19 protein-coding genes and 1 pseudogene are annotated in these 23,161 nt (G+C 59.8%); 11 read left to right on the top strand and 9 right to left on the bottom strand.

Annotated elements, in window-relative coordinates; genetic code table 11:
- Positions 1-29 precede the first annotated feature (29 nt).
- Positions 30-422 (top strand): hypothetical protein, encoded by a 393-nt coding sequence (locus PSH59_RS11955; protein ID WP_248083767.1) that lies wholly within the window; start codon positions 30-32, stop codon positions 420-422.
- Here PSH59_RS11955 and PSH59_RS11950 read toward each other — a convergent pair.
- Complete coding sequence (locus tag PSH59_RS11950) at positions 419-688, bottom strand: DUF1652 domain-containing protein (RefSeq protein WP_248083766.1); 270 nt, start codon at positions 686-688, stop codon at positions 419-421. The two genes, PSH59_RS11955 and PSH59_RS11950, sit on opposite strands and share 4 nt — an antisense overlap.
- A gap of 254 nt (positions 689-942) precedes the next feature.
- Positions 943-1,941: pseudogene (gene ilvA / locus PSH59_RS11945) on the bottom strand (threonine ammonia-lyase, biosynthetic); the annotation flags it as partial.
- Between the two features lie 272 nt (positions 1,942-2,213).
- On the opposite strand from ilvA, the gene PSH59_RS11940 reads away from it, so the two are divergent.
- Together PSH59_RS11940 and map are read left to right on the top strand one after the other, a co-directional pair.
- Positions 2,214-2,414: a ParD-like family protein gene (locus tag PSH59_RS11940; protein ID WP_248083765.1), complete on the top strand. Its 201-nt coding sequence runs from the start codon at positions 2,214-2,216 to the stop codon at positions 2,412-2,414.
- On the top strand, positions 2,414-3,169 hold the full coding sequence (gene map, locus PSH59_RS11935; protein ID WP_305395146.1) for a type I methionyl aminopeptidase: 756 nt from the start codon (positions 2,414-2,416) through the stop codon (positions 3,167-3,169). The genes PSH59_RS11940 and map overlap by 1 nt, the downstream gene beginning before the upstream one ends.
- A gap of 21 nt (positions 3,170-3,190) precedes the next feature.
- Here the strand turns inward: map and sfnG are convergent, their stop codons facing one another.
- Positions 3,191-4,276, bottom strand: a complete 1,086-nt coding sequence (gene sfnG, locus PSH59_RS11930; RefSeq protein ID WP_305395145.1) for a dimethylsulfone monooxygenase SfnG — start codon at positions 4,274-4,276, stop codon at positions 3,191-3,193.
- Positions 4,277-4,542: 266 nt separating this feature from the next.
- On the opposite strand from sfnG, the gene PSH59_RS11925 reads away from it, so the two are divergent.
- On the top strand, positions 4,543-5,781 hold the full coding sequence (locus PSH59_RS11925; RefSeq protein ID WP_305395144.1) for an acyl-CoA dehydrogenase family protein: 1,239 nt from the start codon (positions 4,543-4,545) through the stop codon (positions 5,779-5,781).
- Here the strand turns inward: PSH59_RS11925 and PSH59_RS11920 are convergent.
- Positions 5,778-6,563, bottom strand: coding sequence for a sulfite exporter TauE/SafE family protein (locus PSH59_RS11920; RefSeq protein ID WP_248083761.1), 786 nt, complete (start codon positions 6,561-6,563; stop codon positions 5,778-5,780). The two genes, PSH59_RS11925 and PSH59_RS11920, sit on opposite strands and share 4 nt — an antisense overlap.
- Positions 6,564-6,759: 196 nt before the next feature.
- Between PSH59_RS11920 and PSH59_RS11915 the strand changes: the two genes are divergently transcribed.
- From PSH59_RS11915 to PSH59_RS11905, 3 genes are all read left to right on the top strand, one after another.
- Positions 6,760-7,281, top strand: a complete 522-nt coding sequence (locus PSH59_RS11915) for a DUF3455 domain-containing protein (protein ID WP_305395143.1) — start codon at positions 6,760-6,762, stop codon at positions 7,279-7,281.
- A 90-nt stretch (positions 7,282-7,371) separates the two neighbouring features.
- Entirely contained in the window at positions 7,372-7,890 is a 519-nt protein-coding gene (locus PSH59_RS11910) for a sigma-70 family RNA polymerase sigma factor (RefSeq protein ID WP_370694421.1), read from the top strand.
- Positions 7,887-8,561 carry an anti-sigma factor domain-containing protein gene (locus PSH59_RS11905; protein WP_248083758.1) on the top strand — a complete coding sequence of 225 codons (675 nt, stop codon included), beginning with the start codon at positions 7,887-7,889 and terminating at the stop codon, positions 8,559-8,561. Before PSH59_RS11910 ends, PSH59_RS11905 begins: the two co-directional genes overlap by 4 nt.
- Here the strand turns inward: PSH59_RS11905 and PSH59_RS11900 are convergent, their stop codons facing one another.
- On the bottom strand, positions 8,562-9,863 hold the full coding sequence (locus PSH59_RS11900; RefSeq protein WP_248083757.1) for an ATP-binding protein: 1,302 nt from the start codon (positions 9,861-9,863) through the stop codon (positions 8,562-8,564). It lies immediately after the preceding gene.
- Between the two features lie 3 nt (positions 9,864-9,866).
- Positions 9,867-10,568: a response regulator transcription factor gene (locus PSH59_RS11895; protein WP_305395141.1), complete on the bottom strand. Its 702-nt coding sequence runs from the start codon at positions 10,566-10,568 to the stop codon at positions 9,867-9,869.
- 165 nt (positions 10,569-10,733) lie between these two features.
- Here PSH59_RS11895 and PSH59_RS11890 point away from each other — a divergent pair, with 165 nt between their 5' ends.
- The 4 genes from PSH59_RS11890 (at position 10,734) to PSH59_RS11875 (ending at position 16,393) form a co-directional block, all read left to right on the top strand.
- Complete coding sequence (locus PSH59_RS11890) at positions 10,734-11,888, top strand: efflux RND transporter periplasmic adaptor subunit (protein ID WP_305395140.1); 1,155 nt, start codon at positions 10,734-10,736, stop codon at positions 11,886-11,888.
- Positions 11,889-11,894: 6 nt separating this feature from the next.
- Positions 11,895-14,984 carry an efflux RND transporter permease subunit gene (locus PSH59_RS11885; RefSeq protein WP_305395139.1) on the top strand — a complete coding sequence of 1,030 codons (3,090 nt, stop codon included), beginning with the start codon at positions 11,895-11,897 and terminating at the stop codon, positions 14,982-14,984.
- A 44-nt stretch (positions 14,985-15,028) separates the two neighbouring features.
- Positions 15,029-15,670 (top strand): DUF1345 domain-containing protein, encoded by a 642-nt coding sequence (locus PSH59_RS11880; protein WP_305395138.1) that lies wholly within the window; start codon positions 15,029-15,031, stop codon positions 15,668-15,670.
- Positions 15,671-15,961: 291 nt separating this feature from the next.
- Complete coding sequence (locus tag PSH59_RS11875; protein ID WP_305395137.1) at positions 15,962-16,393, top strand: hypothetical protein; 432 nt, start codon at positions 15,962-15,964, stop codon at positions 16,391-16,393.
- Between the two features lie 69 nt (positions 16,394-16,462).
- Here PSH59_RS11875 and PSH59_RS11870 read toward each other — a convergent pair whose 3' ends face one another.
- From PSH59_RS11870 to PSH59_RS11860, 3 genes are all read right to left on the bottom strand, one after another.
- On the bottom strand, positions 16,463-18,727 hold the full coding sequence (locus PSH59_RS11870; protein WP_248083751.1) for an autotransporter outer membrane beta-barrel domain-containing protein: 2,265 nt from the start codon (positions 18,725-18,727) through the stop codon (positions 16,463-16,465).
- Between the two features lie 232 nt (positions 18,728-18,959).
- The gene (locus tag PSH59_RS11865) at positions 18,960-20,966 is read right to left on the bottom strand and encodes a hypothetical protein (protein WP_305395136.1); all 2,007 of its coding nucleotides are present in this window, start codon (positions 20,964-20,966) and stop codon (positions 18,960-18,962) included.
- A gap of 118 nt (positions 20,967-21,084) precedes the next feature.
- The gene (locus PSH59_RS11860; RefSeq protein ID WP_305395135.1) at positions 21,085-23,067 is read right to left on the bottom strand and encodes a hypothetical protein; all 1,983 of its coding nucleotides are present in this window, start codon (positions 23,065-23,067) and stop codon (positions 21,085-21,087) included.
- Positions 23,068-23,161: the final 94 nt, after the last annotated feature.

The following is a 23,161-nucleotide window of genomic DNA, read 5'->3' as shown; positions in this document are numbered from 1 at the left end:
GGCTTGCCCCAAGGCCGAAAGGAATCGCCATGCCGTTGAGTTTTCGCACCCTCGCCACTGCAACCGCCCTGCTCTGCTTCGCCCTCGCGCTGGTCTGGGGACTGCATCCTCAACTGCTGCTGGATATGTGGCGCATTGACTCTACCGACGCCACCGGGCTGCTCTGCCGACGCAACGCCGCGTTGTTCCTGGCCATCGGCATCATGTTTTACCGCGCACGTCAGGCGCCACCCTCGGATACACGTCGCGCCATGACCCTCGGGTTTATCACCGGTTGCCTGGTGCTGGCCGTGCTGGGCGTGATTGAGTGGATCAATGGCAATGCCGGACCGGGCATCTTTTTGGCCGTGACCACGGAAACCGTACTGGGCCTGGCTTTTATCCAGGCCCACCGGTCGTCGGTGACTCAGCGTCAGGCCTAGTAATGGGCCCTGGCGCCCGCGCGTTGAAAGACGGGGGTCTGGCTGTGTTTGAGGTCTTCACGCAACCCCGCAATCAGATTGCAAATGGCTCGACTGCTGTCGAGCTTGTCCGCATTGATACCTTTGACTTCCAAATGCACCCGGTCACGGTCGCGGTCGTCGTAGACCTTGATCGTCAGCGAAGCATCTTCGGCTTTGGTGCACTCACACCGTTTAGGCAGGAAACTTCCTTCAATAATGCTGCGTAGCTCGAGTTCCGAAAGCATGGTCAACCTCTCCTTTTTTGAGACTGCCAACAGATTGTTATGTATATGCAGACGCGCTCCGGCCTTGGAAGACGCCTTCAAATACCAAGCGTACTCGGCAAAATCCGCCTGTGTTGTAACCTTTCCTCATAAGCACTGCGGTGTTTTATGAAGATGAAATGTGAACTTTTCGGCATTGTTTAAATAATCGTCGAACCACTTCGATTAAACGTTTAACCCTGCACTTTGTATTAAACGATGGCACGGGCCGCCACTCTTTCTGCAACATGTCGCAAACTATCAAAGTTAATGTTCGCCCCTGAGTTAACGGCCACCAACGTCTGCCCCTGCACACCTCGCTCGGCCACGTACCGGCGAACCCCAGCGACCGCCAAGGCACCGGAAGGCTCGGTGATCGAGCGGGTATCGTCATAGATCAGCTTGATCGCGCTGCACAGTTCATCGTTAGTCACGGTGATGACTTCATCCACCCAGTCCCGGCAGACCTCAAAGCCGTACGCGCCGACCTGCGCGACCGCCGTGCCATCGGCGAAGCCATCGACACTGGGCAGTACCACCCGCTCACCGGCACGTAACGCGGCCAACAGGCAACTGGAGCCTTCAGGCTCGACGCCGATGACGCGCACCTCGGGCCGCAGGTACTTCACATAGGCGGCGATCCCGGCGATCAGGCCACCGCCGCCCACCGGTACGAAAATCGCGTCGAGCGCGCCCTGCTGCTGACGCAGGATCTCCATAGCGACTGTGCCTTGACCGGCGATCACGTCAGGGTCGTCGAAGGGCGAAACGAATGTGCAGCCGGACGTTTCGGCCAGTCTCAGCGCATGGGCCAGGGCGAAGGGGAAGCTCTGGCCATGCAGCACTGCTTCTGCGCCTCTGGAACGTACGCCAGAGACTTTCAGTTCCGGCGTGCTGCAGGGCATGACGATGCGCGCCTGAATCCCCAGCTCCCGCGCCGCCAGCGCCACGCCCTGGGCGTGATTACCGGCCGAGGCGGTCACCACGCCGCGCGCCTTTTGTTCATCGCTGAGCTGCACCAGCTTGTTGTAGGCGCCACGAATCTTGAAAGAAAACGTCGGTTGCAGGTCTTCGCGCTTGAGCAGCAGCGTGTTGCCGAGCAACGCCGACAATGCCGGTGCCACCTGCAATGGCGTACGCACCGCCAGGTCGTAAACCGGCGCGGCGAGGATCTTTTTGACGTAATGCTCAAGCAGTGCCGTGTCGCGCAACTGCGGGGCTGTTCGGGGGGTCATGGGTGTCTCCTGGCTTTGTGGGCGGCCCTGGAGACGGAAAAACAAAACCCGCCTCTAGGGCGGGTTTGGGTACAGCCATGCGCTATCCCGCCAAATGAGGAATGGCGGTAATAATGCTTGGCTGGCTACGAAAGGCTTGAAATGTCATGTCACGAAATTAACCGGCGACTGCCAGACCAGTCAATGGCCAAGCACCATTTAGCCGGCAAGGGTTTACCCAGAGCATACGAAACGTATACGCTCTGTATATCAAAGTCTAAATAGTGAAACCCATGGGCATCGTCAAGATCACCGACACACTGCACGAACAACTGCGCGTGGCGAGCGCCGCGATGGACCGCTCGATCAACGCCCAGGCCGAGTTCTGGATCAAGATCGGCTTGCTCGCCGAACTCAATCCCAGCCTGCCTTACAACGAATTGATCAACAAACTGCTGCTGGATAAACCCGACCTGATCCGGGGGCGCAGTTGATGATCAAGACCGCCGCACAACTGGCCGTGATGCGCGAGTCGGGGCGCCTGCTGGCCCAGGTGTTCACCCTGCTCGACGGCTTTGTCGCCGCCGGCCGTTCCACCCTGGAACTGGACGCCACCGTCGAAGCGTTTATCCGCAATGAGTTAAAGGCGCGCCCGGCAAGCCTGGGGCAGTACGACTACCCCTTTTGCATCAACACCTCGATCAACGAAGTGGTGTGCCATGGCATGCCCAGCGCCAAAGACATCCTCAAGGACGGCGATATCATCAACATCGACATCACCCTGGAAAAAGGCGGCTACATCGCCGATTCCAGCAAGATGTACATGATCGGCACCGTCGCCCCCAAGGCCAGGCGCCTGGTGGAGATGACGTTTGAAGCGATGTGGGCCGGCATCCGTCAGGTCAGGCCGGGTGCGCGCCTGGGTGACATCGGCCATGCGATCCAGAGCCTGGCGCAGGCCAATGGCTACAGCGTGGTACGCGAATACTGCGGCCATGGCATCGGCAAACAGATGCATGAAGAGCCGCAGATCCTGCACTTCGGTCGCCCAGGCACCGGGCTCACACTGCGCGAAGGCATGGTGTTTACCATTGAGCCCATGCTCAACCAGGGCGGCGCCAAAACCCGCAGCCTCAAGGACGGTTGGACGGTGGTGACAGCGGACAACAGCCTGTCGGCGCAGTGGGAACACACGGTGGCAGTGACGGCGGATGGGTACGAGGTGTTGACCCTGCAACCCGCCGTTTAAACGCCCGCGTGTTCAAGCCTCTCAGGCCACCTGCTTGATCGCCGCCTTGGCTTCCAGTTCGCGTACCAGGGGCAGCACACGCTTGCCGAAGTACTCCACTTCTTCCTGGAAGTGCAGGAAGCCGGCCAGCACCAGATCGACCCCCACAGCCTTGAGCGCGACGATGCGCTCGGCGATCTGCTGCGGGGTGCCGATCAAATTGGTCTTGAAGCCATCGTTGTATTGCACCAGGTCCTCAAAACTCGACTTGGCCCAGTTGCCCTCGCCTTCCGGCGAGGCTTTGCCCGCCTGCTTCGCCGCATCGCCAAAGGCATTCACCGCTTGCGGATCGGCCTTGTCGATGATGTCGGCGAGCACGGCGCGAGCTTCTTCTTCGGTGTCGCGGGCGATCACAAACGCGTTCACGCCGATTTTGACCGAGTGATGATTCGCCGCCGCCTTGGTGCGAATATCGTCGACCTGCGCCTTGATGCCCTCGGGCGTATTGCCGTTGGTGAAGTACCAGTCCGAGACGCGCGCCGCCATGTCCCGCGCCGCCCGTGAACTGCCGCCCTGGAACACTTCCGGTCGGCCCAATGGCTTGGGTTTGAGGGTGTAATTGTTGAAGCGGTAGAAATCGCCTTTGAAGGTGAAGTCGTCCTGACTCCAGATGCCTTTGAGGGCGCGGATGAATTCTTCGGAACGGCGATAGCGCTCATCGTGCTCCAACCAGGGTTCGCCGATGGCCTGGAATTCGCCCTTGAACCAACCGCTGACGATGTTCACGGCGATGCGGCCATTGGTCAGTTGGTCGATGGTCGCCAGTTGCTTGGCGGCCAGCGCCGGTTGCCAGGGGCCGGGCAGGATCGCGGCGATCACTTTCAATGTGGTGGTCGCCGCCAGCAGCGCATGGCTGAACGCCACGGACTCATGCTGGTTCTCGGCGCCGTAGCCGGCGGTGAAGCGGATCTGGGTCAGGCCATACTCGAAGCCGGCCGCTTCGGCCAGTTGCGCCAGTTTGCGGTTGTAGTCGATGCCCCAGTGGGTGCGTTGCTCGATCTTGCTGACCACCAACCCACCGCTGACGTTGGGCACCCAATAGGCAAATTTCACGGCTTGCTGACTCATCGAACGCTACCTCATTCACAGGGATGTGAAACAGGCTTGAGCAGCAAGCGTGCCAGCCCCTGGCAAAGGCCCGTGCCACGGGGGTTGCGCCGCCGAAACCGACCGCGCCCGCGGTAATTGCAGCTGTCCTGGATCGCACCGGTTTGTTGGTTTGCTGTTGCCAGGGCAACAGTAAACGCGGTCGAAACCCCGTAAACATTGGCCGTCGCGCCCGGCACGGACTGTGCAATGCCCCTGATATTGACCACTGCCCAGGAACCTTGCCCATGACCGAACACCACGTCATCAACCCGCTGTCCCTCGGCGTCGATTACGCCACCTTGGCCGCACGTTTTCGGCCGATCTTCCAGCGCATCGCCGACGGCGCGGTGCAGCGCGAACACAGCCGCACCCTGCCCCACGAGCCGATCCAGTGGCTGAAGGAAGCGGGTTTCGGCGCCGTGCGCGTGCCGGTGGAGTACGGCGGCGGCGGCGCGTCCCTGCCGCAACTGTTTGAGCTGCTGATCGAACTGGCCGAAGCCGACTCCAACGTGCCACAGGCGCTGCGCGGGCATTTTGCGTTCGCCGAGGACCGCCTGAATGCACCGCCGAGCGCCGGCCGCGACCTGTGGTTCAAGCGCTTCGTCGAGGGCGATCTCGTTGGCTGTGCCTGGACCGAAATCGGCAATGTGGCCATCGGCGACGTGGTCACCCGGGTCACCCGCGACGGCGATCACTGGCGGCTCAACGGTGAAAAGTTCTACAGCACCGGCAGCATCTTTGCCGACTGGATCGACGTGTACGCCCAGCGCAGCGACACCGGCGGCGACGTGATCGCCGCCACCCGCGCGCGCCAGCCCGGCGTGGAGCACAGCGACGACTGGGACGGCTTTGGCCAGCGCACCACCGGCAGCGGCACCTCGCGCTTTACCGAGGCACGGGTGGAGGCGGACAACGTGATCGACTTTGCCAACCGTTTCAAATACCAGACCGCGTTCTACCAACTGGTGCTGCTGGCCAGCCTGGCCGGTATTGGCCGCGCAGCGTTGCGCGATGTGGCCCATCAGGTGCGCAACCGCCGGCGCATCTACAGCCACGGCAATGCGCCCCATGTGAGCCAGGATGCACAGGTGCAACAGGTGGTGGGCGAAGTCGCGGCGCTGGTATATGCCGCAGAGGCCAGCGCCTTGCGCGCGACGCTGCCGGCGCAGCGGGCCTACGTGGCGAGGTTTGGCGGGGACGCCGCCGTGGAGCGCGAGGCCAATGTGGCGGCCGAGATTGAATCGGCGACGGCGCAGGTGGTGGTGTCGGACTTGATCCAGCGCGCCACCAGCCAACTGTTCAATGCCCTGGGCGCCTCGGATGTGCGCCAGGGGAAGGCACTGGACAGGCACTGGCGTAACGCGCGTACCGTGTCCTCGCACAACCCCGTGATCTACAAGGCACGCATCGTCGGTGATTGGGTGATCAACGCGGCCGAGCCGCCCTTTGTGTGGCAGATCGGCAATGGTCCGGCCAAGGCCTAGAATGCCAGCTTGTAGCCGACGGCCATCAACATGATCGCCAGGCACGGACGCAACACGCCGTCCGGGATCTTGCCGGTCATGTGGCTGCCAACATAGATGCCCGGCAGTGAGCCGATCAGCAAAAAGCCCAAGAGGTGCCAGTCCATGTTGCCCATGCCGGCGTGTCCGAGACCCGCCACCAGGGTCAGGGGCACGGCATGGGCGATTTCGGTGCCCACCAACCGGCGCGTGGCCAGGAACGGATACAGGATAAACAACGCCACCGTGCCGAGGGCGCCGGCGCCGATGGAGGTCAGGGCGACCATGGTGCCGAGGATGGCGCCAGTGAGCACGGTCAGCGCATTGAGGTTGCGCGGGTTCATGTGGTAGCTGTCGCCGGCGTGGCGCTGGGCGAACGCCAACAGGGTTTTCTTGAACAGAATCGCCAGGGCGGTGAGCAGCAATACCACGCCCAGGGCCTGCTTGATCACCGCGTTCATGGCGCTGGGGTCGGTGTGCAGGCTGGCGAGGAACCACAGGGTCAGCAGCACCGCCGGTACGCTGCCCAGGGTCAGCCAGCCGGTGATGGTCCAGTCGATGTTCTTGTTCTTGCTGTGCACCAGCACGCCACCGGATTTGGTGATGGCCGCATACAACAAGTCAGTGCCCACGGCGGTCGCCGGGTTGATGCCGAACCACAGCAGGATCGGGGTCATCAACGAGCCCCCGCCCACACCGGTCATGCCCACGATAAATCCCACGATCAGGCCGGCAATTACGAAACCAACATTCCCCACATCCATTACAGCTACCCGCGGCCTTATAAATTTTCTGGCGGCAGGATAGCGATTTTTCTTATAACGACTTATACCAATATGATCTGACTTTAGATCTTTTTTGTTTGGGTCATCTTTTTTTTCCCCGCGCTGCATCCAATCGCGATCCTCCTGGGTAGTTCTTGCAGTCACCCTGCTGTTCTACTTGATGGAGAAGCACCTCATGAACGCTAAAGCCCTGCTCTGCCTGACTGCCCTGCTCGCCGCCGTCCCCACCGCTTTCGCCCAGGCCGATTTGCCCGACAGCATCAAAGTGCCGGACGGCCACAAGATCGCGCTGCAAACCACCGGTGTCGGTGAAATCACCTACGAGTGCCGCGACAAAGCCAACGCAGCAGGTCAGACCGAGTGGGCCTTCGTCGGCCCTAAGGCCGTGCTCAATGATCGCAGCGGCAAACAAGTCGGCACCTACTTCGGCCCGCCCGCCACCTGGCAAGCCACGGACGGTTCGACAATCACCGGCACCCAATTGGCCGTGGCGCCGTCGGGGGCGGGTAACCTGCCGTACCAGCTGGTCAAGGCCAACCCGGCCGAAGGCAAAGGCGCGATGAGCGGTGTGACTTATATCCAGCGCGTCGCGCTTAAAGGCGGTGTGGCGCCCGGCACGCAATGCAGCACCGCCAACAAGGGCCAGCAGGCAATGGTGAAGTACCAGGCCGACTACATTTTCTGGGCAGCCAACTGAGCGAAATCAGCTACGCTGCTGCGGTAGCGCCCCGGCCTTCGGGTCGGGGCATTGTTCTTGGACTGGCGGCGGAAAAACGTGCCTGACACCCTGTTTGATTACGAAGCCTGCCTGCTGGCCTGCGCCCGCGGCGAGCCACGCGCCCTGCGCCGCTTATATGAGCAGGACAGCAGCCACTTGCTCGGCGTGGCCATGCGTATTCTGCGAGACAAGGCTCAGGCCGAAGACGTGGTGCATGACGCGTTTATCAAGATCTGGCGCGGCGCCGGCAGCTTCGACCCGAGCCGAGGGTCGGCACGCGGTTGGGTGTTCAGCGTGACACGGCATCTGGCCTTGAATGTCGTACGCAACCACTCCCGCGAAGTGCCGCTGGGCGATGAACATGAGCAGGGTGTCGAGCCCACCGACAGTTTTGAGTTCACCGCACGCTCCGGGCAGATTCACACGTGCCTGGAGCAGCTCGACCCGACCCGTCGCACGTGCATCCTGCATGCCTATGTCGACGGCTATTCCCATAGCGAAATCGCTGCACGCCTGGGCACCCCGCTGGGGACCGTCAAGGCCTGGATCAAGCGTAGCCTCGCCGCGCTGCGGGAGTGCATGGCATGAGCAACCCACTGGACGAACTGGCCAGCGAATATGTGTTGGGCACATTGCCCGCGGAACAACGCGCCGAGATCGAACGACGCCTCAAGCACGACGTCGAGTTGCGTGCAGCGGTGGACGCCTGGGAACAGCGTCTGTTACCACTGACCGCCCTGGCCGAACCGGTGCCGCCGTCGGCCCATCTGTGGCAGCGCATCGAACGCCATCTAGGCACGGCCGACAGCGAGGTGCCTTGGTGGAACCTGCTGGCGCTGTGGCGCGGCCTGGCCGGCGCTGGCCTGCTGACCACGCTGGTGCTGGCGGCGCTGCTGCTGACCCGCCCGCCCAGTGCCGACCCGGCGTTTTTGGTGGTGCTGGTGGCCCCGCAGAGCCAGGCACCGGGCTGGGTGATCCAGGCCAGCAACGATCAACAGATTCAGTTGATTCCACTGGGTGTGATGGACGTGCCGGCCGACAAGGCCCTGCAATTCTGGACCAAGGGCGATGGCTGGCAAGGGCCGGTGTCCCTGGGGCTGGTCAAGCCTGGGCAACGCCTGTCGGTGCCACTGGACAAGTTGCCGCCGCTGGCGCCTGACCAACTGTTCGAACTGACTCTGGAAGACCCGCGCGGCTCGCCGACCGGCAAACCCACCGGGCCGATCCAAGCCATCGGTCGCGCGGTCAAGGTGCTCTGATCAGCCGACGTGCGGCAGCCACAGCCGAAAACGCGCGCCGCCCAAGGGCGATGCCTGGGCCGTCAACGTGCCGCCCTGGGCTTCCAGGGCGCGGCGGCTGATGGCCAAGCCCAGGCCAAACCCGCCGGTACTGCGGTCACGGCTGCGGTCAAGGCGGTAGAACGGTTCAAAGATGCGCTCGCGCTGGTCGGGCGGAATGCCGATGCCATCGTCATCCACCCAGATCTCACAGCCCTTGGGGCACACCTTGACCCCCACCTGGATGCGCGTGTCGCAATACCGCGTGGCATTGCGCAGCAGGTTCTGCAGGGCACGGGCGGTGAGGCGCGGGTCGAGGCTGAAGCGCTCCACGGCGCAGTCGAGCACTACGTCGATGACGATCTCGGGGTTTTCCAGCTCATCGTCGACGCTGCCCAGGACGCTGTCGATAAATTCGTCGAGCACCACCTCGACCCGCTCCGGCAACTGCGCCGGGTTTTGCAGGCGGCTGTAAGACAACAGCTCCAACACCAACTCATCCAACTCGCGGATATGCGCCACCAGGCTGTGCAGGCGCTCACGGCTGGCGGCGGGCAAGTCTTCGGACAGGGCCAGGGCCAGGCCGAAATCCAGGCGTGTCAGCGGCGTGCGCAATTCGTGGGAGACGGCATTGAGCAGGTCGCGCTGCTGGTTGAGCAAATGCTCGACGTCATCGGCCATGGTGTCGAACACCGCGGCCAGGCTACCGATATTGGAACTGGGTGGAATGTGCGTGCGCTCGGCCAGGTTGCCTTTGCCCAACTGCGCGGCGGTGCATTTCAGGCGCTCCAGGTCACGCCAGTGCGGGCGCAGCCAGAACAGCAGGCAGGCAAGCAACGCCGCGCCGACCAGCACGTTCATCGACCAGTACAGCAGGTTCATGTCCAACGGGTCCGGCGGAATGGTCAACTTGACCACGAACTGGTCGTTGATCGGCGAACTGACTTCCTCCATCCACCCCCACTCGCCCAGGCGAATCACCGGTTTGCCCTGGGCCAGCAGGCTGGCTTCTTCAGGGGTATAGCTGGCGTCCTGGCGCAGCAGCAATTGCACCTTGAGCGGCGCGAAATCGTGGCCCAGTTGCTCGGTGACCTGAGACCAGCGCTCCACCGGCGCGCGCAGGTACTGCTTGACGATCAGCTTCTGCTGGCCGCGGGATTGCTCGACGTTGTAGTCCAGGTAGCGGTGTTCGAACACCAGGATCACCAGCTTGGGAATCAGGTAGATCGCCGCGCTGTAGGTGACGATGGTGATCAGGTAGAGACGCAGCAGGACACGAAACATGGCTCAGCATTCCCACTCGGAACGGCTGAACAGGTAGCCCTTGCCCCATACGGTTTTGATCTTGCGCGCCTCGCCGGCATGGTCGTCGAACTTGCGGCGCAGCTTGGAGATGGCCACGTCCACCGAGCGGTCGGTGCCGTTGAACTCAATACCGCGCAGGCGTTGCAGGATCTGATCGCGACTGAGCACTTCACCGGCATGCCGGGCCAGTACCACCAGCAGGTTGTATTCGCCGCTGGACAGCTCCACCGACTGGTCGCGCCAGGTCACGGTGCGCTCCGACAGGTCAATGCACAGGTTGCCCATCAGGATCTGGTCGCTGGCCACCTGCGGTTCGGACAAACTGCTGCGGCGCAGCAAGGTGCGCACACGGGCGAGCAGCACACGGGGCTCGCAGGGTTTGGTCACGTAGTCGTCGGCGCCCATCTCCAGGCCCAACACCTGGTCGTGGCTGTCGTCACGGGCCGTCAACATCAGGATCGGCAGGCCCGCCGAATCGGCGCGCAGCAGGCGGCACACTTGCAGGCCGTCGAGGCCCGGCAGCATCAAGTCGAGGATCACCAGGTCCGGCGGGTTCAGACGCGCACGTTCCCGCACATGGTCGCCACGGCAGAGCACGCTGACGTGGTAGCCATTGCGCTCCAGGTAGCTGGCAATCAGCTCGGAGAGTGCGGCGTCGTCTTCCACCAGGAGAATGTTGGGCATTAAGGTGTTTCCAAATAGTACGGTTTCGCAGGATCGTGCAAGGATATACGCCCCCCGGCCAAGCGTGGGCCGCACCTTACACTTCTTCACACACCACCTACACAGCTTCACAGCACCACGGCGCAGGTGACCTTAGGATGCGCCAGTCACTATTGGGATAAGAGCATGTCGAAGAATCTGTTTGCGCCGTTTTGCCTGTTGGCCCTCACCCTGGCGCTGAGTGCGTGTGACAACTCAACGGCCCAGGCGCCGCAAATGCCACCGGCCAAGGTGCGCATCGAAACCCTGCAGGCCAAACCGTTGGCGATCACCAGCGAACTGAGCGGGCGCATCGCCGCCCCGCGTATCGCCGAAGTGCGCGCACGGGTGGCCGGCGTCGTGATGCAACGGGTATTCAAGGAAGGCCACGACGTGAAACAGGGCGACGTGCTGTTTCGCATCGACCCGGCGCCATTCAAGGCCGACCTGGACAGCGCCCAGGCCAACCTGAGCAAGGCCCAGGCCAATGCGTTTCAGGCACGCCTGCAGGAGCAGCGCTACAGCCAGTTGGTGGAAGGCAACGCCATCAGCGGCCAGGACTACGACAACGCGCGCGCCAACCTGCGTCAGACCAACGCCGAGGTCGCCGCCAATAAAGCCGCGGTCGAGCGCGCCAAATTGAACCTGGGCTACGCCACCGTCACCGCGCCGATTTCCGGGCGTATCGGCCGGGCGCTGGTGACCGAAGGTGCCCTGGTGGGCCAGAACGAGGCGACGCCGCTGGCGGTGATCCAGCAACTGGACCCGATTCACGCCGACCTGACCCAGTCAACCCGCGAGCTGAACGACCTGCGCCGCGCCTTCCGCGCCGGCAGCTTGAAGCAAGTCGGTCAGGACCAGGCCAAGGCCACCTTGATCCAGGACGATGGCAGCCTGTACCCGTTGCCGGGCAAATTGCTCTTCGCCGAGATCAGCGTCGACCCCGGCACCGGGCAAATCATTCTGCGCAGCGAATTCCCCAACCCGGACCTCGACCTGTTGCCCGGCAGCTTTGTACGGGTACGCCTGGAGCAAGCGGTGGACAAGCAAGGCATCAGCGTGCCGCAACGCGCGATCACCCGTGACAGCGCCGGCATCCCCATGGTGCTGCTGCTGGACGCCGAGCAGACCGTCAGCCTGCAACCGGTGGAGTTGGGTGCGGTGATCGACGATCGCTGGGTGGTCAGCCACGGCCTCAAGGCCGGCGATCGCATCGTCGTCGAAGGCCTGCAACATGCGCGCCCCGGTGAAAAAGTAGAAGTGGACGACAGCCCCGCCTCCGGCCAGCCAGTCAAGGAATAACCCGCCATGCCGCAGTTCTTTATTGACCGCCCGGTCTTCGCCTGGGTGGTCGCCCTGTTTATCCTGCTGGCCGGCGCACTGGCCATCCCGCAGTTGCCGGTGGCCCAGTACCCCAACGTGGCACCGCCGAAAGTGGAAATCTACGCGGTGTACCCTGGCGCGTCGGCCCAGACTTTGGACGAAAGCGTGGTCAGCCTGATCGAGCAGGAGCTTAACGGCGCCGATCACCTGCTGTATTTCGAATCCCAGAGCAGCCTCGGCTCGGCGACGATCACGGCGACCTTCCAGCCCGGCACCAACCCGGAAATGGCCCAGGTCGATGTGCAGAACCGGCTTAAGGCCGTGGAGCCACGCCTGCCCCAGGCGGTGACGCAGCAGGGCTTGCAGGTGGAGAAAGTCTCTGCCGGTTTCCTGCTGCTGGTGACGCTGACATCCAACGACGGCAAGCTCGATGACGTGGCGCTCAGCGATTACCTGGCGCGCAACGTGATGAACGAACTCAAGCGCCTGGACGGTGTGGGCAAGGCGCAGTTGTACGGCGCCGAACGCGCCATGCGCATCTGGATCGACCCGCAAAAACTGATCGGTTTCAACCTGACCCCGGCCGACGTCAACGCCGCGATCAGTGCACAAAACGCGCAGGTGTCGGCGGGCAGCATCGGTGATCTGCCGGGGACCAAGACCCAGGAGATCACCGCCGCAATCCTGGTCAAGGGGCAACTGTCGACCCCGGCGGAATTCGCTGACATCGTGCTCAAGGCCAACCCGGACGGCTCGACCGTGCGCATCGGCGACGTGGCGCGGGTGGAAATCGGCAGCCAGGAATACCAGTTCTCTACGCGCCTGAACGGCAAACCGTCCACCGCCGTCAGCGTGCAACTGGCGCCGGGCGCCAACGCGCTGAACACCGCGACACTGGTGCGGGCGAAGATGGACGAACTGTCGCGCTACTTCCCGGCCAATGTGGAATACAAGATCCCGTACGACACCTCGCCGTTCGTTAAGGTCTCGATCACCAAGGTGGTCTACACCTTGCTGGAGGCCATGGCACTGGTGTTTGCGGTGATGTTCCTGTTCCTGCAAAACGTGCGTTATACGTTGATCCCCACCCTGGTGGTGCCGATTGCGCTGATGGGCACCTTCGCCACCATGCTGGTGCTGGGTTTCTCGATCAACGTGCTGACCATGTTCGGCATGGTGCTGGCGATCGGCATCCTGGTGGACGATGCGATCGTCGTGGTGGAGAACGTCGAGCGGATCATGGCCACCGAGGGCCTTTCGCCCAAGGACGCGACCAAGAAAGCCATGGGCCAGATCACCGGCGCCATCGTTGGTATCACCCTGGTGCTGGTCGCGGTGTTCCTGCCGATGGCGTTCATGGCGGGCTCGGTGGGAGTGATTTACCAACAGTTCTCGCTGTCGATGGCCACCTCGATCCTGTTCTCGGCGTTCCTCGCCCTGACCTTGACCCCGGCCCTCTGCGCCACCTTGCTCAAGCCGATTACCGAGGGCGAGCACCATGCCAAGGGCGGCTTCTTTGGTTGGTTCAATAAACGCTTTGAGCAACTCACCGACCGCTACGAAGGTTGGGTGGCCTATGCGCTCAAGCGCAGCGGCCGGTATCTGCTGATCTACCTGGTGCTGTTGGTGGGCCTGGGGCTGATGTTCATGCGCCTGCCCGCCTCGTTCCTGCCGGTGGAAGACCAGGGCTACACCATCACCGATATTCAGTTGCCACCGGGCGCGAGCAAAAACCGCACGGTGCAGGTGGCCGAACAGATCGAGGCGCATAACGCCACTGAGCCGGGGGTGGGCGATACCACCATGATCATGGGGTTCAGCTTTTCCGGTTCCGGACAGAACGCGGCGCTGGCGTTCACCACGCTCAAGGATTGGTCGCAGCGCGGCAGCGACGATTCCGCCGCATCGATTGCCGACCGTGCCAACGCGGCGTTCAGTGAGTTGAAGGATGCGGTTGCCTATGCGGTGCTGCCACCGCCGGTGGATGGCCTGGGCACCTCCAGTGGCTTCGAGTTCCGCTTGCAGGACCGCGGTGGTGTCGGCCACGCCGCGTTGATGGCGGCGCGTACCGAATTGCTGGCGGCGGCCGAAAAAAGTCCGATCCTGGCCAATGTGCGCGAAAGCGCCCTGGCCGAAGCGCCGCAGGTGCAGCTTGAGGTGGACCGCAAGCAAGCCAACGCCCTCGGCGTGTCGTTCGCCGATGTGGGCAATGTGCTGTCTTCGGCGATTGGCTCGGCTTATGTCAACGACTTCCCCAATCAGGGCCGCATGCAGCGCGTGGTGGTGCAGGCCGAGGGCGACCAGCGCAGCCAGGTGGCGGATTTGATGAAGATCAACGTGCGCAACAACGCCGGCAAAATGGTGCCGCTGTCGGCCTTCGTCGAAGCCAAATGGACCCAGGGTCCGGCGCAGTTGACGCGCTATAACGGCTACCCGGCCATTGCCATCAGTGGTGAAGCGGCGCCGGGGCACAGTACCGGTGAGGCGATGCAAGAGATCCAACGCCTGGTCAGCCAGTTGCCGGCAGGCCTGGGCCAGGAATGGACCGGGCTGTCGCTGCAGGAACGCTTGTCCGGTGCTCAGGCCCCCGTGCTGCTGGGGCTGTCGCTGCTGATCGTGTTCCTGTGCCTGGCGGCGCTGTATGAAAGCTGGTCGATCCCAACGTCCGTGCTGCTGGTGGTGCCACTGGGCGTGCTCGGCGCGGTGCTGGCGGTGACCCTGCGCGGCATGCCCAACGATGTGTTCTTCAAGGTAGGCTTGATCACCATCATTGGTCTGTCGGCGAAGAACGCGATTCTGATCATCGAGTTCGCCAAGGACCTGTATGACCAGGGCGAAGACTTGGTCAGCGCCACCCTGAAAGCAGCGCGCCTGCGCCTGCGACCGATCATCATGACCTCGCTGGCGTTTATCCTTGGCGTGGTGCCGTTGGCGATTGCCACGGGCGCCAGCTCGGCGAGCCAGCAGGCGATCGGCACCGGCGTGATCGGCGGGATGATTACCGCAACCCTGGCGGTGGTGTTCGTGCCGGTGTTCTTTGTGGTGGTCATGAAGCTGGTGCGCAAGCGCCGGTAAAAAATGCGCTATGGTGCTCACCACATCCCCTGTCGTGAGCACCTATGGCCTTCCTCGCCCGCACCCACCCTCGCCTTTCGTGCGCCGCCATACTGGGCCTTGCCGTGGGTATTCTGGCGCCGGCCGATACGCTCATCAGCAAGGTCCTGATCGGCTGGAACGCCGGGGTCTGGACCTACCTGGCGCTGATGCTGTGGCTGACCAGCCACGCCCACGCCGATGATGTAAAGCGCATCGCCGACATCGAGGATGAGAACGCAGGCCTGGTGTTGTTCATGGTGTGCATCGCGGCGATTGCCAGCCTGGCGACCATTACCCTCAACCTGGCAGGCAGCAAAGACCTGGACAGCACCGCGCGTCTGCTGCATTACGGGTTTACTGTATTGACGGTGATCGGCTCATGGCTGCTGATCGGGGTGATTTTCAGCGTGCACTACGCCCGCCTGTTCTACACGTGGCAAGGCGACGAGCCTGCGCTGCGCTTCGCCGAAGGGTTACGCACCCCCAATTATTGGGACTTCCTGTACTTCTCGTTCACCATCGGTGTAGCGGTGCAAACGGCCGATGTCGGGGTGGCCACGCGCAGTTTGCGCAAGGTGGTGTTGGGGCAGTCATTGATCGGATTTCTGTTCAACACGGCGATCCTGGGTTTCTCGATTAATATCGCTGCGGGTCTGTTTAGCTGAGCGATCAAACGCAGACTCGGTAAAGCGTTATTAAAATTTCTTTTTTTGGGACTGTCACATTTAACGCCCAATGCCGAAGGGGGGCGTTGAGTGGCGTCGCGCCTTCACAATAGCTTTACGACGGCGATGATGCGTTACCCCGCAACCGATGCAAGACAAGACCATAAACCCACTTTTGTAAACTGTGACTTTTGACAGTTACATAAAAATTATTTTTGCGGCTTGATACCCGAAGGCAGAAGCAATCGCGCTTCTGGGCTTCGCATAAACATCATTGATGGAGAGGCGATCATGTCGGCACAAAGTACCCCGCAACGCAAAATCCCCAGTTCATATCCCGCCACAACAGGTGTGGTCGAAGGATCGGTAGGTGAACACACCTTTAAAACATCCGAAATCAATGTCATCCAGGACAACGGTGTTGTCATGGTTACCGCCATTCACCGGGACGATGACGGTAGTTCGGAAGAGATTTATATTCAGTTCCCGGATAACGTCAAACTCGACGAAGAACTGCGTCTTGAAAAATTTAAAAAGACAGTCATCGTCTGGGTTTCATTCAAGGGCATCAAGACACCGCGCGTCTTACCGTACGAGGTAGGTGCTCTGGTCGTGCAAAAAATCTCTTCTCACCCGCTGCAAATTAAGGGCTATGTCGTGACGGGCGATACCATCGTGGAAAAAGACCATGCGTTGAATATCAAATTTGATTTCAGTCTTTAGATACCGAGAACAGCACGCAATAAAAAGCCCTGGTCTTTCGACCAGGGCTTTTTATTGTGCCTTGTTTATTTAAAACGCATAACGCAGGCCCACGTTCACAGCCGCTTTCTGTTTGATTTTGTCGCTGGTGCTGGTCTCAACGTCGGCATGCATTTGCAGATCCTCGGTAAACTTCACCGCCACGCCTGCACCATACTTGCTGCGCGAGCCCGACAAGTCGTTGTTAAAGGCCTGATTGTTAATCAGAACCTTATTATTGTCGGCAAATTCGTGGACCATTGCCGCACGCAGGTAGGGCTTAATGAGCGTGCCATCGTCGAGCTGGAACTCATGCCCAATGGTCGCGCCGGCCTCGGCCGTCCTTGAGCGGGTACGCTCACCGTCCACTTGCAAGCCATTTTTCAGGCTGTACGTTCCACCCTGGACCACAATGGTCGACACACGACCGTACGGTTCAATATAGGAGCTCTCACCGATGTTGATATGACGGCCGAACTCAGCCGACAGACCACCGCCCACATTGCTGTAGTTGCCCTTGGTGGAGGTGTTATCGCTGAGCGTGGCCTTGACCTCATTGTGGAAACGGTTGGCTTTGGCGACCGCATCAAAGTAGAAACCGCTTTCGTCGTCCATCCAGGTTGCATAAGTGCCCAGGAAGTAACTCTTGACCGTACCGGACGAGCCGCGAACGGGGTTCACGTCGGAATTGCTGTGACCACCGAATACACCCACCTTCCACTGGCTATCGCCCAACGGCATGTCAGCACCGATCGAGAAACCTTGCAGGTTCTGCGTGTAGCCAGTCCCTGAACTCTGGGATACATCATATTTGCTGCCGAAACCACGGATCCACAGGCCTGTGCTCTTCGGGGAGTAGCGCAATTCGCCCATACGTGCGCGCAACGAACCCTCTTCAGCTGTCATGACCGTCACCGGGGTGTTGAACAGTGCTGTCACTACGCGAGCACTTCTGCTTATCACGCGGTTTTCGGTGTCCAGGAACCAGTCATTACCTTCCTTTTTCAGGCCATAGGCATAGGCCCCCGCGTCAACCGGACCGCCCTCAAGGGAAAAGACCGCATCACCGCCACCGGTGTGCACAACCTTGGTCTTGACCAATTCGGCACCGCTGGCCGACAACGCCAGGCTATGGCTACCCGTGGCTTCGCCGGTCACATTGATATAATCGGTCTTGCCATCGTTTGGGTGGAAATAAGTGTCCATGACAAAGGTGCCGTTGCCGGACAGCGTCGCGAGGTTCAACTGATAAAACTCATTTGGCGCGCCCATGGTCACGGTGCCGCCAGCCATGTTCAGCGCCCCCACCGAGCTGTCGCCGGTCATGTTCCAGTTGGACGCGTCGCCCACGTTCAAGCTGGAGACATTCTCCAATTTGCCCGACAGCTCGGCATTGTTCCGCAGGGTCAAATGAATCGTGCTCGTGGCGTCGGCAACCACATTACCCAGCAGATTTCGGCTGTTATCAACCGTCATCGTCGCCGAACCACCGCCGGAAACATTTAAAAGATTGCCGTCGCCGCCCTTCAACGTGGAGCCGTTAAGCACGTCTATCGATACCACAGGCGCACGCGCGCCCGCCCCCCTGACCACGATAGCCGAGCCGGCAGTGCCTTCAACCACCGATTGGTCCAACACCAACTTGCCATCTGTGGTGTCGCGGGGATCCCGGATGAACACCACCCCATTACCAGCACCGGTGATTGTACTTTGGCTGGCCGTCGCCGTGCCGCCTTGCAGACTTAGGCCGCTGGCGCCCGCCCCAGTCCCCGATACTTGCGTATTTTGTTTGAAGTTCAACTGGCTGCCGCTGGAAGCTTGCGCGCCGCCTCGAACACCACTAATGGTACTTGCCGTTACATCTACGGAAGAGCCGCGGGGGTCACCTGCAATACCAAGAGCCTGCAAACCTACGCTGCCAGTACTGGTGATCGTACTGTTATTAATTGAAGCCGAACTATTTTCCAAACGCACCGCAGCAAACGTGGTGTTGGTGGAAGATACGCTCGACGAGTTTATATTGACAATTGAACCTGCAACAGCACGGATATCATTCGTCGAACTGCCGGGGTTCATATTCAGCGTAGAGTCTGAAAGGTCTATCACTGTGGCCGATGCGCCATTCATGTCCAGCGTGGACAGACTGGAAAGTTGCCAGTCGGTTACGGGTGTAGTGGAATCGATAGCTCTTTGCTCACCCACTAACGGGACTGCCTGTGCTTGCCCTTGAACCGCAACAAACATGCAGAATGTAATGGTGGGAACCTTCATAATCGCACTCAATGGTTTGAGTTCGAACATATTCAGTGCCGACATGGGCAGTCACTCTCTCTAGCGCTTTGGAAAACGGTTCGGTTCGCGCCATATTTAACAAGGGCGGGCCCAACCTCAGGAGGTGCACAGAGTACGGAGCAACACTCCACTACTCTGTAGGATTAATCCTCTTTGTCCCGTATAAAAAACTTTGAACCGCGTATGAATTAAAAAACAATCATCAGCCCCTCCCCCTTACTACCGCCGGGGAAGGAACTGCTGATCGTTTGGTTTTTTATGGCCCTTCAGGTACCGGCGTCAGGTCACAGTAAGATTGCGACAACACTGAACGCGCATTGACGGTCACAGTGCCGCGTCCTATGACACCTCCGGCAAACATCGTGGAAACGGTAGCCACTGCCACGCCGAGTCGGGCAGTGATGATCAACGGACGGAACGGGATCGTGAAGGTGAAGCCAGTGAGCCTGATAGCCTCCGTTATCATCTGAGGGAACACATCCTGGTTTTCCTCCACCACGGGCCCCACGCGCGGCCGATATACCCTGACGGTCAAATTGAGCATTTGCCCCACTACCATCCGTGGGTCGCCGGCCACGAAGACCTGCGCAAAGTAATCCGGAGGCGTCGACTGTGGAAGTGGGCCCAGTGAGCTGCAGGTCAGCTGACCGGATTGGAGTCGCCGAAAAACCGGAGGCGGCAGTGCCTGCGTCACAGCGTTGATAACAGTGACCGCGGTAGAAGGCCCAAGATTCGGGTTGCTGGTTGTCAATGACTCCACGATGTAGCGGAAGTTCTGAACGGTGTTACCACCGGGCTCAATATCACTCCATGGGATGGTGAAGGTGAGATCTTCACCCGGAAGTTGGGTGCCGATCGTCTGAGGAGGCAAGATGGAGGTGCCATCAGGCCTCACAACAGTGACGGTTTGTCCGGGCATCGGTGGTGGGACTGTCCACAGCGGGATGATCACGGTGACAGGAAGACCGGCGTCAGACTCATTCAATGTATTCAGAACAGGCGTCGGCCCACCGCCCGTGAACTGCGCAGGTTTCAAATTGGGGTTGACGGTTCCTGGCTCTCCGGGGTTAACCGGCCCCGGCACACTCAAATCTACCTTGACAATTTTGGGGAGCGATTCGAAGGTTTGAGTGCCTTGAACGATTCGGTATAGCACCGTGGTCGGCTGCGGCCCTTCTTTAGTTCCGTATTCGGCCTTAATCAAATCGTTCAGGCCGCTTTTGAAGATCAGGGGGAATGTAGTAAAGGGTGCAGACAGCAAGCTGTAGGGCTGGGAACCCCATTTGATCTCAATTCGATCAATTGGCAGGTGGTTCAGATACGTTCTGACATGCGCTTCGATGCCGGCCACATAGTCTGCAATATTGAGCAAATCGTCGGTGCTGGGGCCAGGCCCAGGCACGGGCTCCGGCGCTGGCGCCAAGGGAAAGAAAATATCTTTTTGCTCTGGTGGGTCCGACAGCACCACTTGGCGAGTTTCGGAAAAGGAAGGGAGGCTGGGGTTGCCCGCTTTGTCGGTAATGACGTGGAACAGATTCATCACGCCACCCGTGGTGTACGCCGATGAGGGCAGTGAATACGGCGTACCCGGAGCGGCCTGCATTGGAACCGGATCGCCGATCTTGTACATGTCCTGCGGAAACAAATTGGGGCTCAGGTAAAATTGAATCATGTCGCCTGGCTGGTACTGACCGCTGGCGATCGTATAGCTGTTGGGGGGAACGATGACCTCGATCGTCGGGTTGGCGTCGAGAAAAGCCTTAGTAATGGGTGTCGGTACAGTCGCCGGGTAGGGTGCGACAGGCGGCTGCACGCTATTACCCAGGCCAGCGGCACGGTATGGACCAATTCTGTCCACGATAAACGGCGTGGCGATGGAGAATTCATCCAGGTCGCCCGCCACACCATCAAAGTCCAGATAGAGCGCATACCTGAGTTCAAAGCGACCGTGCACAAAACCGGCGGTATCGACAGGGGCGGGAATAGGTACCGCCAGCACAGTGTCCTCAGGAACGCCAGTTTGAAAGGGGGCTATCAGCACGCTCCAACCCGTGCTCGGCTGATTGAGGTCCCTTTGCTGAATTTCAATCCAGGTCAGTTCGTCTGAAAATCTGCCCGTGCGACACTCAAGGGTTATACCGATATCGGCGGTGGCGGATGAAATAATGCCCGTCTCATCCAAACGCTCTCTGATATCTGGCTTTGGCAGCGTGGGCACGCTGGCAAGCATAACGGCTGCTACTTTGTCTGAAATCTTGAGCATTTCATATTCTCCTTCGTCACTTGGTATGAACACAGCGCGCAACGGCCTGCCTGTGCAATGCACTACACGTCCTTTAGCTAAACTAATACTTCATAGAAAACTTAAGAATGGCTGAACTTTATTTCTCGCCTGGCCCAATACCGTTAGGCCCACAGTAATTACCCGTGGCGTGCTTACGATCGATAGGCACATAAGCGACCCTTGAAGCCCCGAGCAGGATGTTATTTCGGAACACACTGTAGCGTGCCGATCCTCCTGCATAGTCACTCAACGGTCTGATCAGCGTCTCATAGGGCTGCACCGTAAACTCATGAGTCGTCTGGTTTTCCGCCCATGTATACTCAAATGTTTCATTCGTTGCCGGCAACGGATTACGATCCGGGTAGTTGAGAAAACCCTGCCATGTCAAAATGACCACATCGCCCGGCATTAACACATTCGGAGCGGGGGCAACCAATACGCTTATACCAAGCCAAATGGGTGGCTGTGTGTAACATGTAAGGTACTTATTGGGGTGTTGTAATGACTGAGGAAAACTAGGCGCTGCATACTTGATCGGCGGTACAAGATTGATAAAAACGGTCTGATCGGGTGACAGCTGTTGGTTTACACCATTGTCCGTCCGATAATGAACTAGGGTACTGGCGCTGCTGTTACCGTCCTTGATGACCTGCCAATCGATGAGATTATCAAAGTCGACAACTTTGCCACCGACATCCCCGGCTTTGACGAGATAAGTCGCTACCGGATCCGTCCGGCTTGGCCAATAAAGTAATGCCCGTTCACCGGGCACGGGGTTGTCGAACAAGGTAAACGAGGCCCTCACAGGCTTGTCGGCATCGCGGCTATCCAAACGGTTTGGAATCGGGGAAACCGCGCCATGAATATTGACCAGCGCTAATAGACGATTTAACAGGATGGGTGCCTGAGGGTTCTCCTGGCCCGCAACGGTCATGTCCACAGTGACCTGTTTCAGCGGGGAGCGTACGCCGGGACCTACCGTATCCCCGGCCCGTAGAATGTAATAACGCACCGGTACATTAGTGATGCGACGCAGATTCGCGCCATTGGCGATCAATACACTCCACGGCACCGGCACTGAGAACGGCAGCGTGTCGACCGCCACCGCAGGGAGCTTGATCCCGTCCCACTCGACGACACATTGATCACCCGGCAGTCGGTGGGTGTAGCTACGCACCCTGACCGAGACAATAGTGCGCGCATCCTCGCGATTAACCAGCAGGTCGGCATTATAGGCAGGCACTTCAGGAATAGACAGATTGGCTGGCGCGGGATTGATGAGCAGTGTGGCACTGGCGACCAACGAGTACTGAGCAGACGTATTCCCTGCGCGATCACGTACCCGATAAAACAAATAAAGCACCGGGTTACCGGCAAACTTACGGATCTCCGACACTGGCACCTGCATAAGCATTGTGCCGGTGATGGCGTTAAACACTTGCTCGTGGTTGGCCGGGCGTGTCGGCAGGGTGTCACTGCCACTCAAATAAGTCACTACGGCATCAGCGGTTTTTCGATCCAGATAATCGCCAGGAACTTCGACCGCGAGTGTCGTATTACTCGTTAAATCAAACTCAGTAATCGGATCAATCAGAAATCTTGCGGCATTAAACAGCTGCCCTCCGCCGGGCGCCGTTCGATCAATAGTAATGGTGGTGATCCAAGACGTTTCGAACGCCTCACTGTCCTGCTCAAGATTGTTGATTCGATAAGAAAGATCAACCACCGCGTTATTTTGAAAGTACGACTGGGGAATATTTACCGTCAGGGGGAATTGATCGGCGGTAATAGGTCCACGCAACTCAATGGGCTCAAGTTCAAACGGCACACTTCCTTGAACATCCCAAATAAAGGTCACCCAGTCGCTCTCGCCTTCCCCCGGCAAAAACCTCCACGGGTCTTTTAACCGTACGGGCAAATCCTCAAATAGATAACGGGTCGGGATCAACCCATCGGGCAATGCGTTAACCAGCTCCGGTGCATCTAAGGTGGGGGTGGCAAACGCCTCGATAGACGCAACCTCGATCAAACTGTCGGCCTGGCTATTTATAGGAGTGGTATCCGCTGGAGTTGTGTCCATGTCGTTGTACACCGCGTCGGTAAGGGGTTATAGCAATTGATGTAAGACAGAGTGAATACCCAATAGCGCTCCACCGATACTGTCAAAGTTGACA

The organism is Pseudomonas sp. FP2309 (assembly GCF_030687575.1).
Taxonomy (GTDB): domain Bacteria; phylum Pseudomonadota; class Gammaproteobacteria; order Pseudomonadales; family Pseudomonadaceae; genus Aquipseudomonas.
This window is presented reverse-complemented; position numbering and strand designations above follow the sequence as displayed.

Bases quoted from the DNA above. Each gene is read 5' to 3' on its own strand.
- PSH59_RS11955 (WP_248083767.1), top strand. From the start codon at position 30: ATGCCGTTGAGTTTTCGCACCCTCGCCACTGCAACCGCCCTGCTCTGC.
- PSH59_RS11950 (WP_248083766.1), bottom strand. From the start codon at position 688: ATGCTTTCGGAACTCGAGCTACGCAGCATTATTGAAGGAAGTTTCCTG.
- PSH59_RS11940 (WP_248083765.1), top strand. From the start codon at position 2,214: ATGGGCATCGTCAAGATCACCGACACACTGCACGAACAACTGCGCGTG.
- map (WP_305395146.1), top strand. From the start codon at position 2,414: ATGATCAAGACCGCCGCACAACTGGCCGTGATGCGCGAGTCGGGGCGC.
- sfnG (WP_305395145.1), bottom strand. From the start codon at position 4,276: ATGAGTCAGCAAGCCGTGAAATTTGCCTATTGGGTGCCCAACGTCAGC.
- PSH59_RS11925 (WP_305395144.1), top strand. From the start codon at position 4,543: ATGACCGAACACCACGTCATCAACCCGCTGTCCCTCGGCGTCGATTAC.
- PSH59_RS11920 (WP_248083761.1), bottom strand. From the start codon at position 6,563: ATGGATGTGGGGAATGTTGGTTTCGTAATTGCCGGCCTGATCGTGGGA.
- PSH59_RS11915 (WP_305395143.1), top strand. From the start codon at position 6,760: ATGAACGCTAAAGCCCTGCTCTGCCTGACTGCCCTGCTCGCCGCCGTC.
- PSH59_RS11905 (WP_248083758.1), top strand. From the start codon at position 7,887: ATGAGCAACCCACTGGACGAACTGGCCAGCGAATATGTGTTGGGCACA.
- PSH59_RS11900 (WP_248083757.1), bottom strand. From the start codon at position 9,863: ATGTTTCGTGTCCTGCTGCGTCTCTACCTGATCACCATCGTCACCTAC.
- PSH59_RS11895 (WP_305395141.1), bottom strand. From the start codon at position 10,568: ATGCCCAACATTCTCCTGGTGGAAGACGACGCCGCACTCTCCGAGCTG.
- PSH59_RS11890 (WP_305395140.1), top strand. From the start codon at position 10,734: ATGTCGAAGAATCTGTTTGCGCCGTTTTGCCTGTTGGCCCTCACCCTG.
- PSH59_RS11885 (WP_305395139.1), top strand. From the start codon at position 11,895: ATGCCGCAGTTCTTTATTGACCGCCCGGTCTTCGCCTGGGTGGTCGCC.
- PSH59_RS11880 (WP_305395138.1), top strand. From the start codon at position 15,029: ATGGCCTTCCTCGCCCGCACCCACCCTCGCCTTTCGTGCGCCGCCATA.
- PSH59_RS11875 (WP_305395137.1), top strand. From the start codon at position 15,962: ATGTCGGCACAAAGTACCCCGCAACGCAAAATCCCCAGTTCATATCCC.
- PSH59_RS11870 (WP_248083751.1), bottom strand. From the start codon at position 18,727: ATGTCGGCACTGAATATGTTCGAACTCAAACCATTGAGTGCGATTATG.
- PSH59_RS11865 (WP_305395136.1), bottom strand. From the start codon at position 20,966: ATGCTCAAGATTTCAGACAAAGTAGCAGCCGTTATGCTTGCCAGCGTG.
- PSH59_RS11860 (WP_305395135.1), bottom strand. From the start codon at position 23,067: ATGGACACAACTCCAGCGGATACCACTCCTATAAATAGCCAGGCCGAC.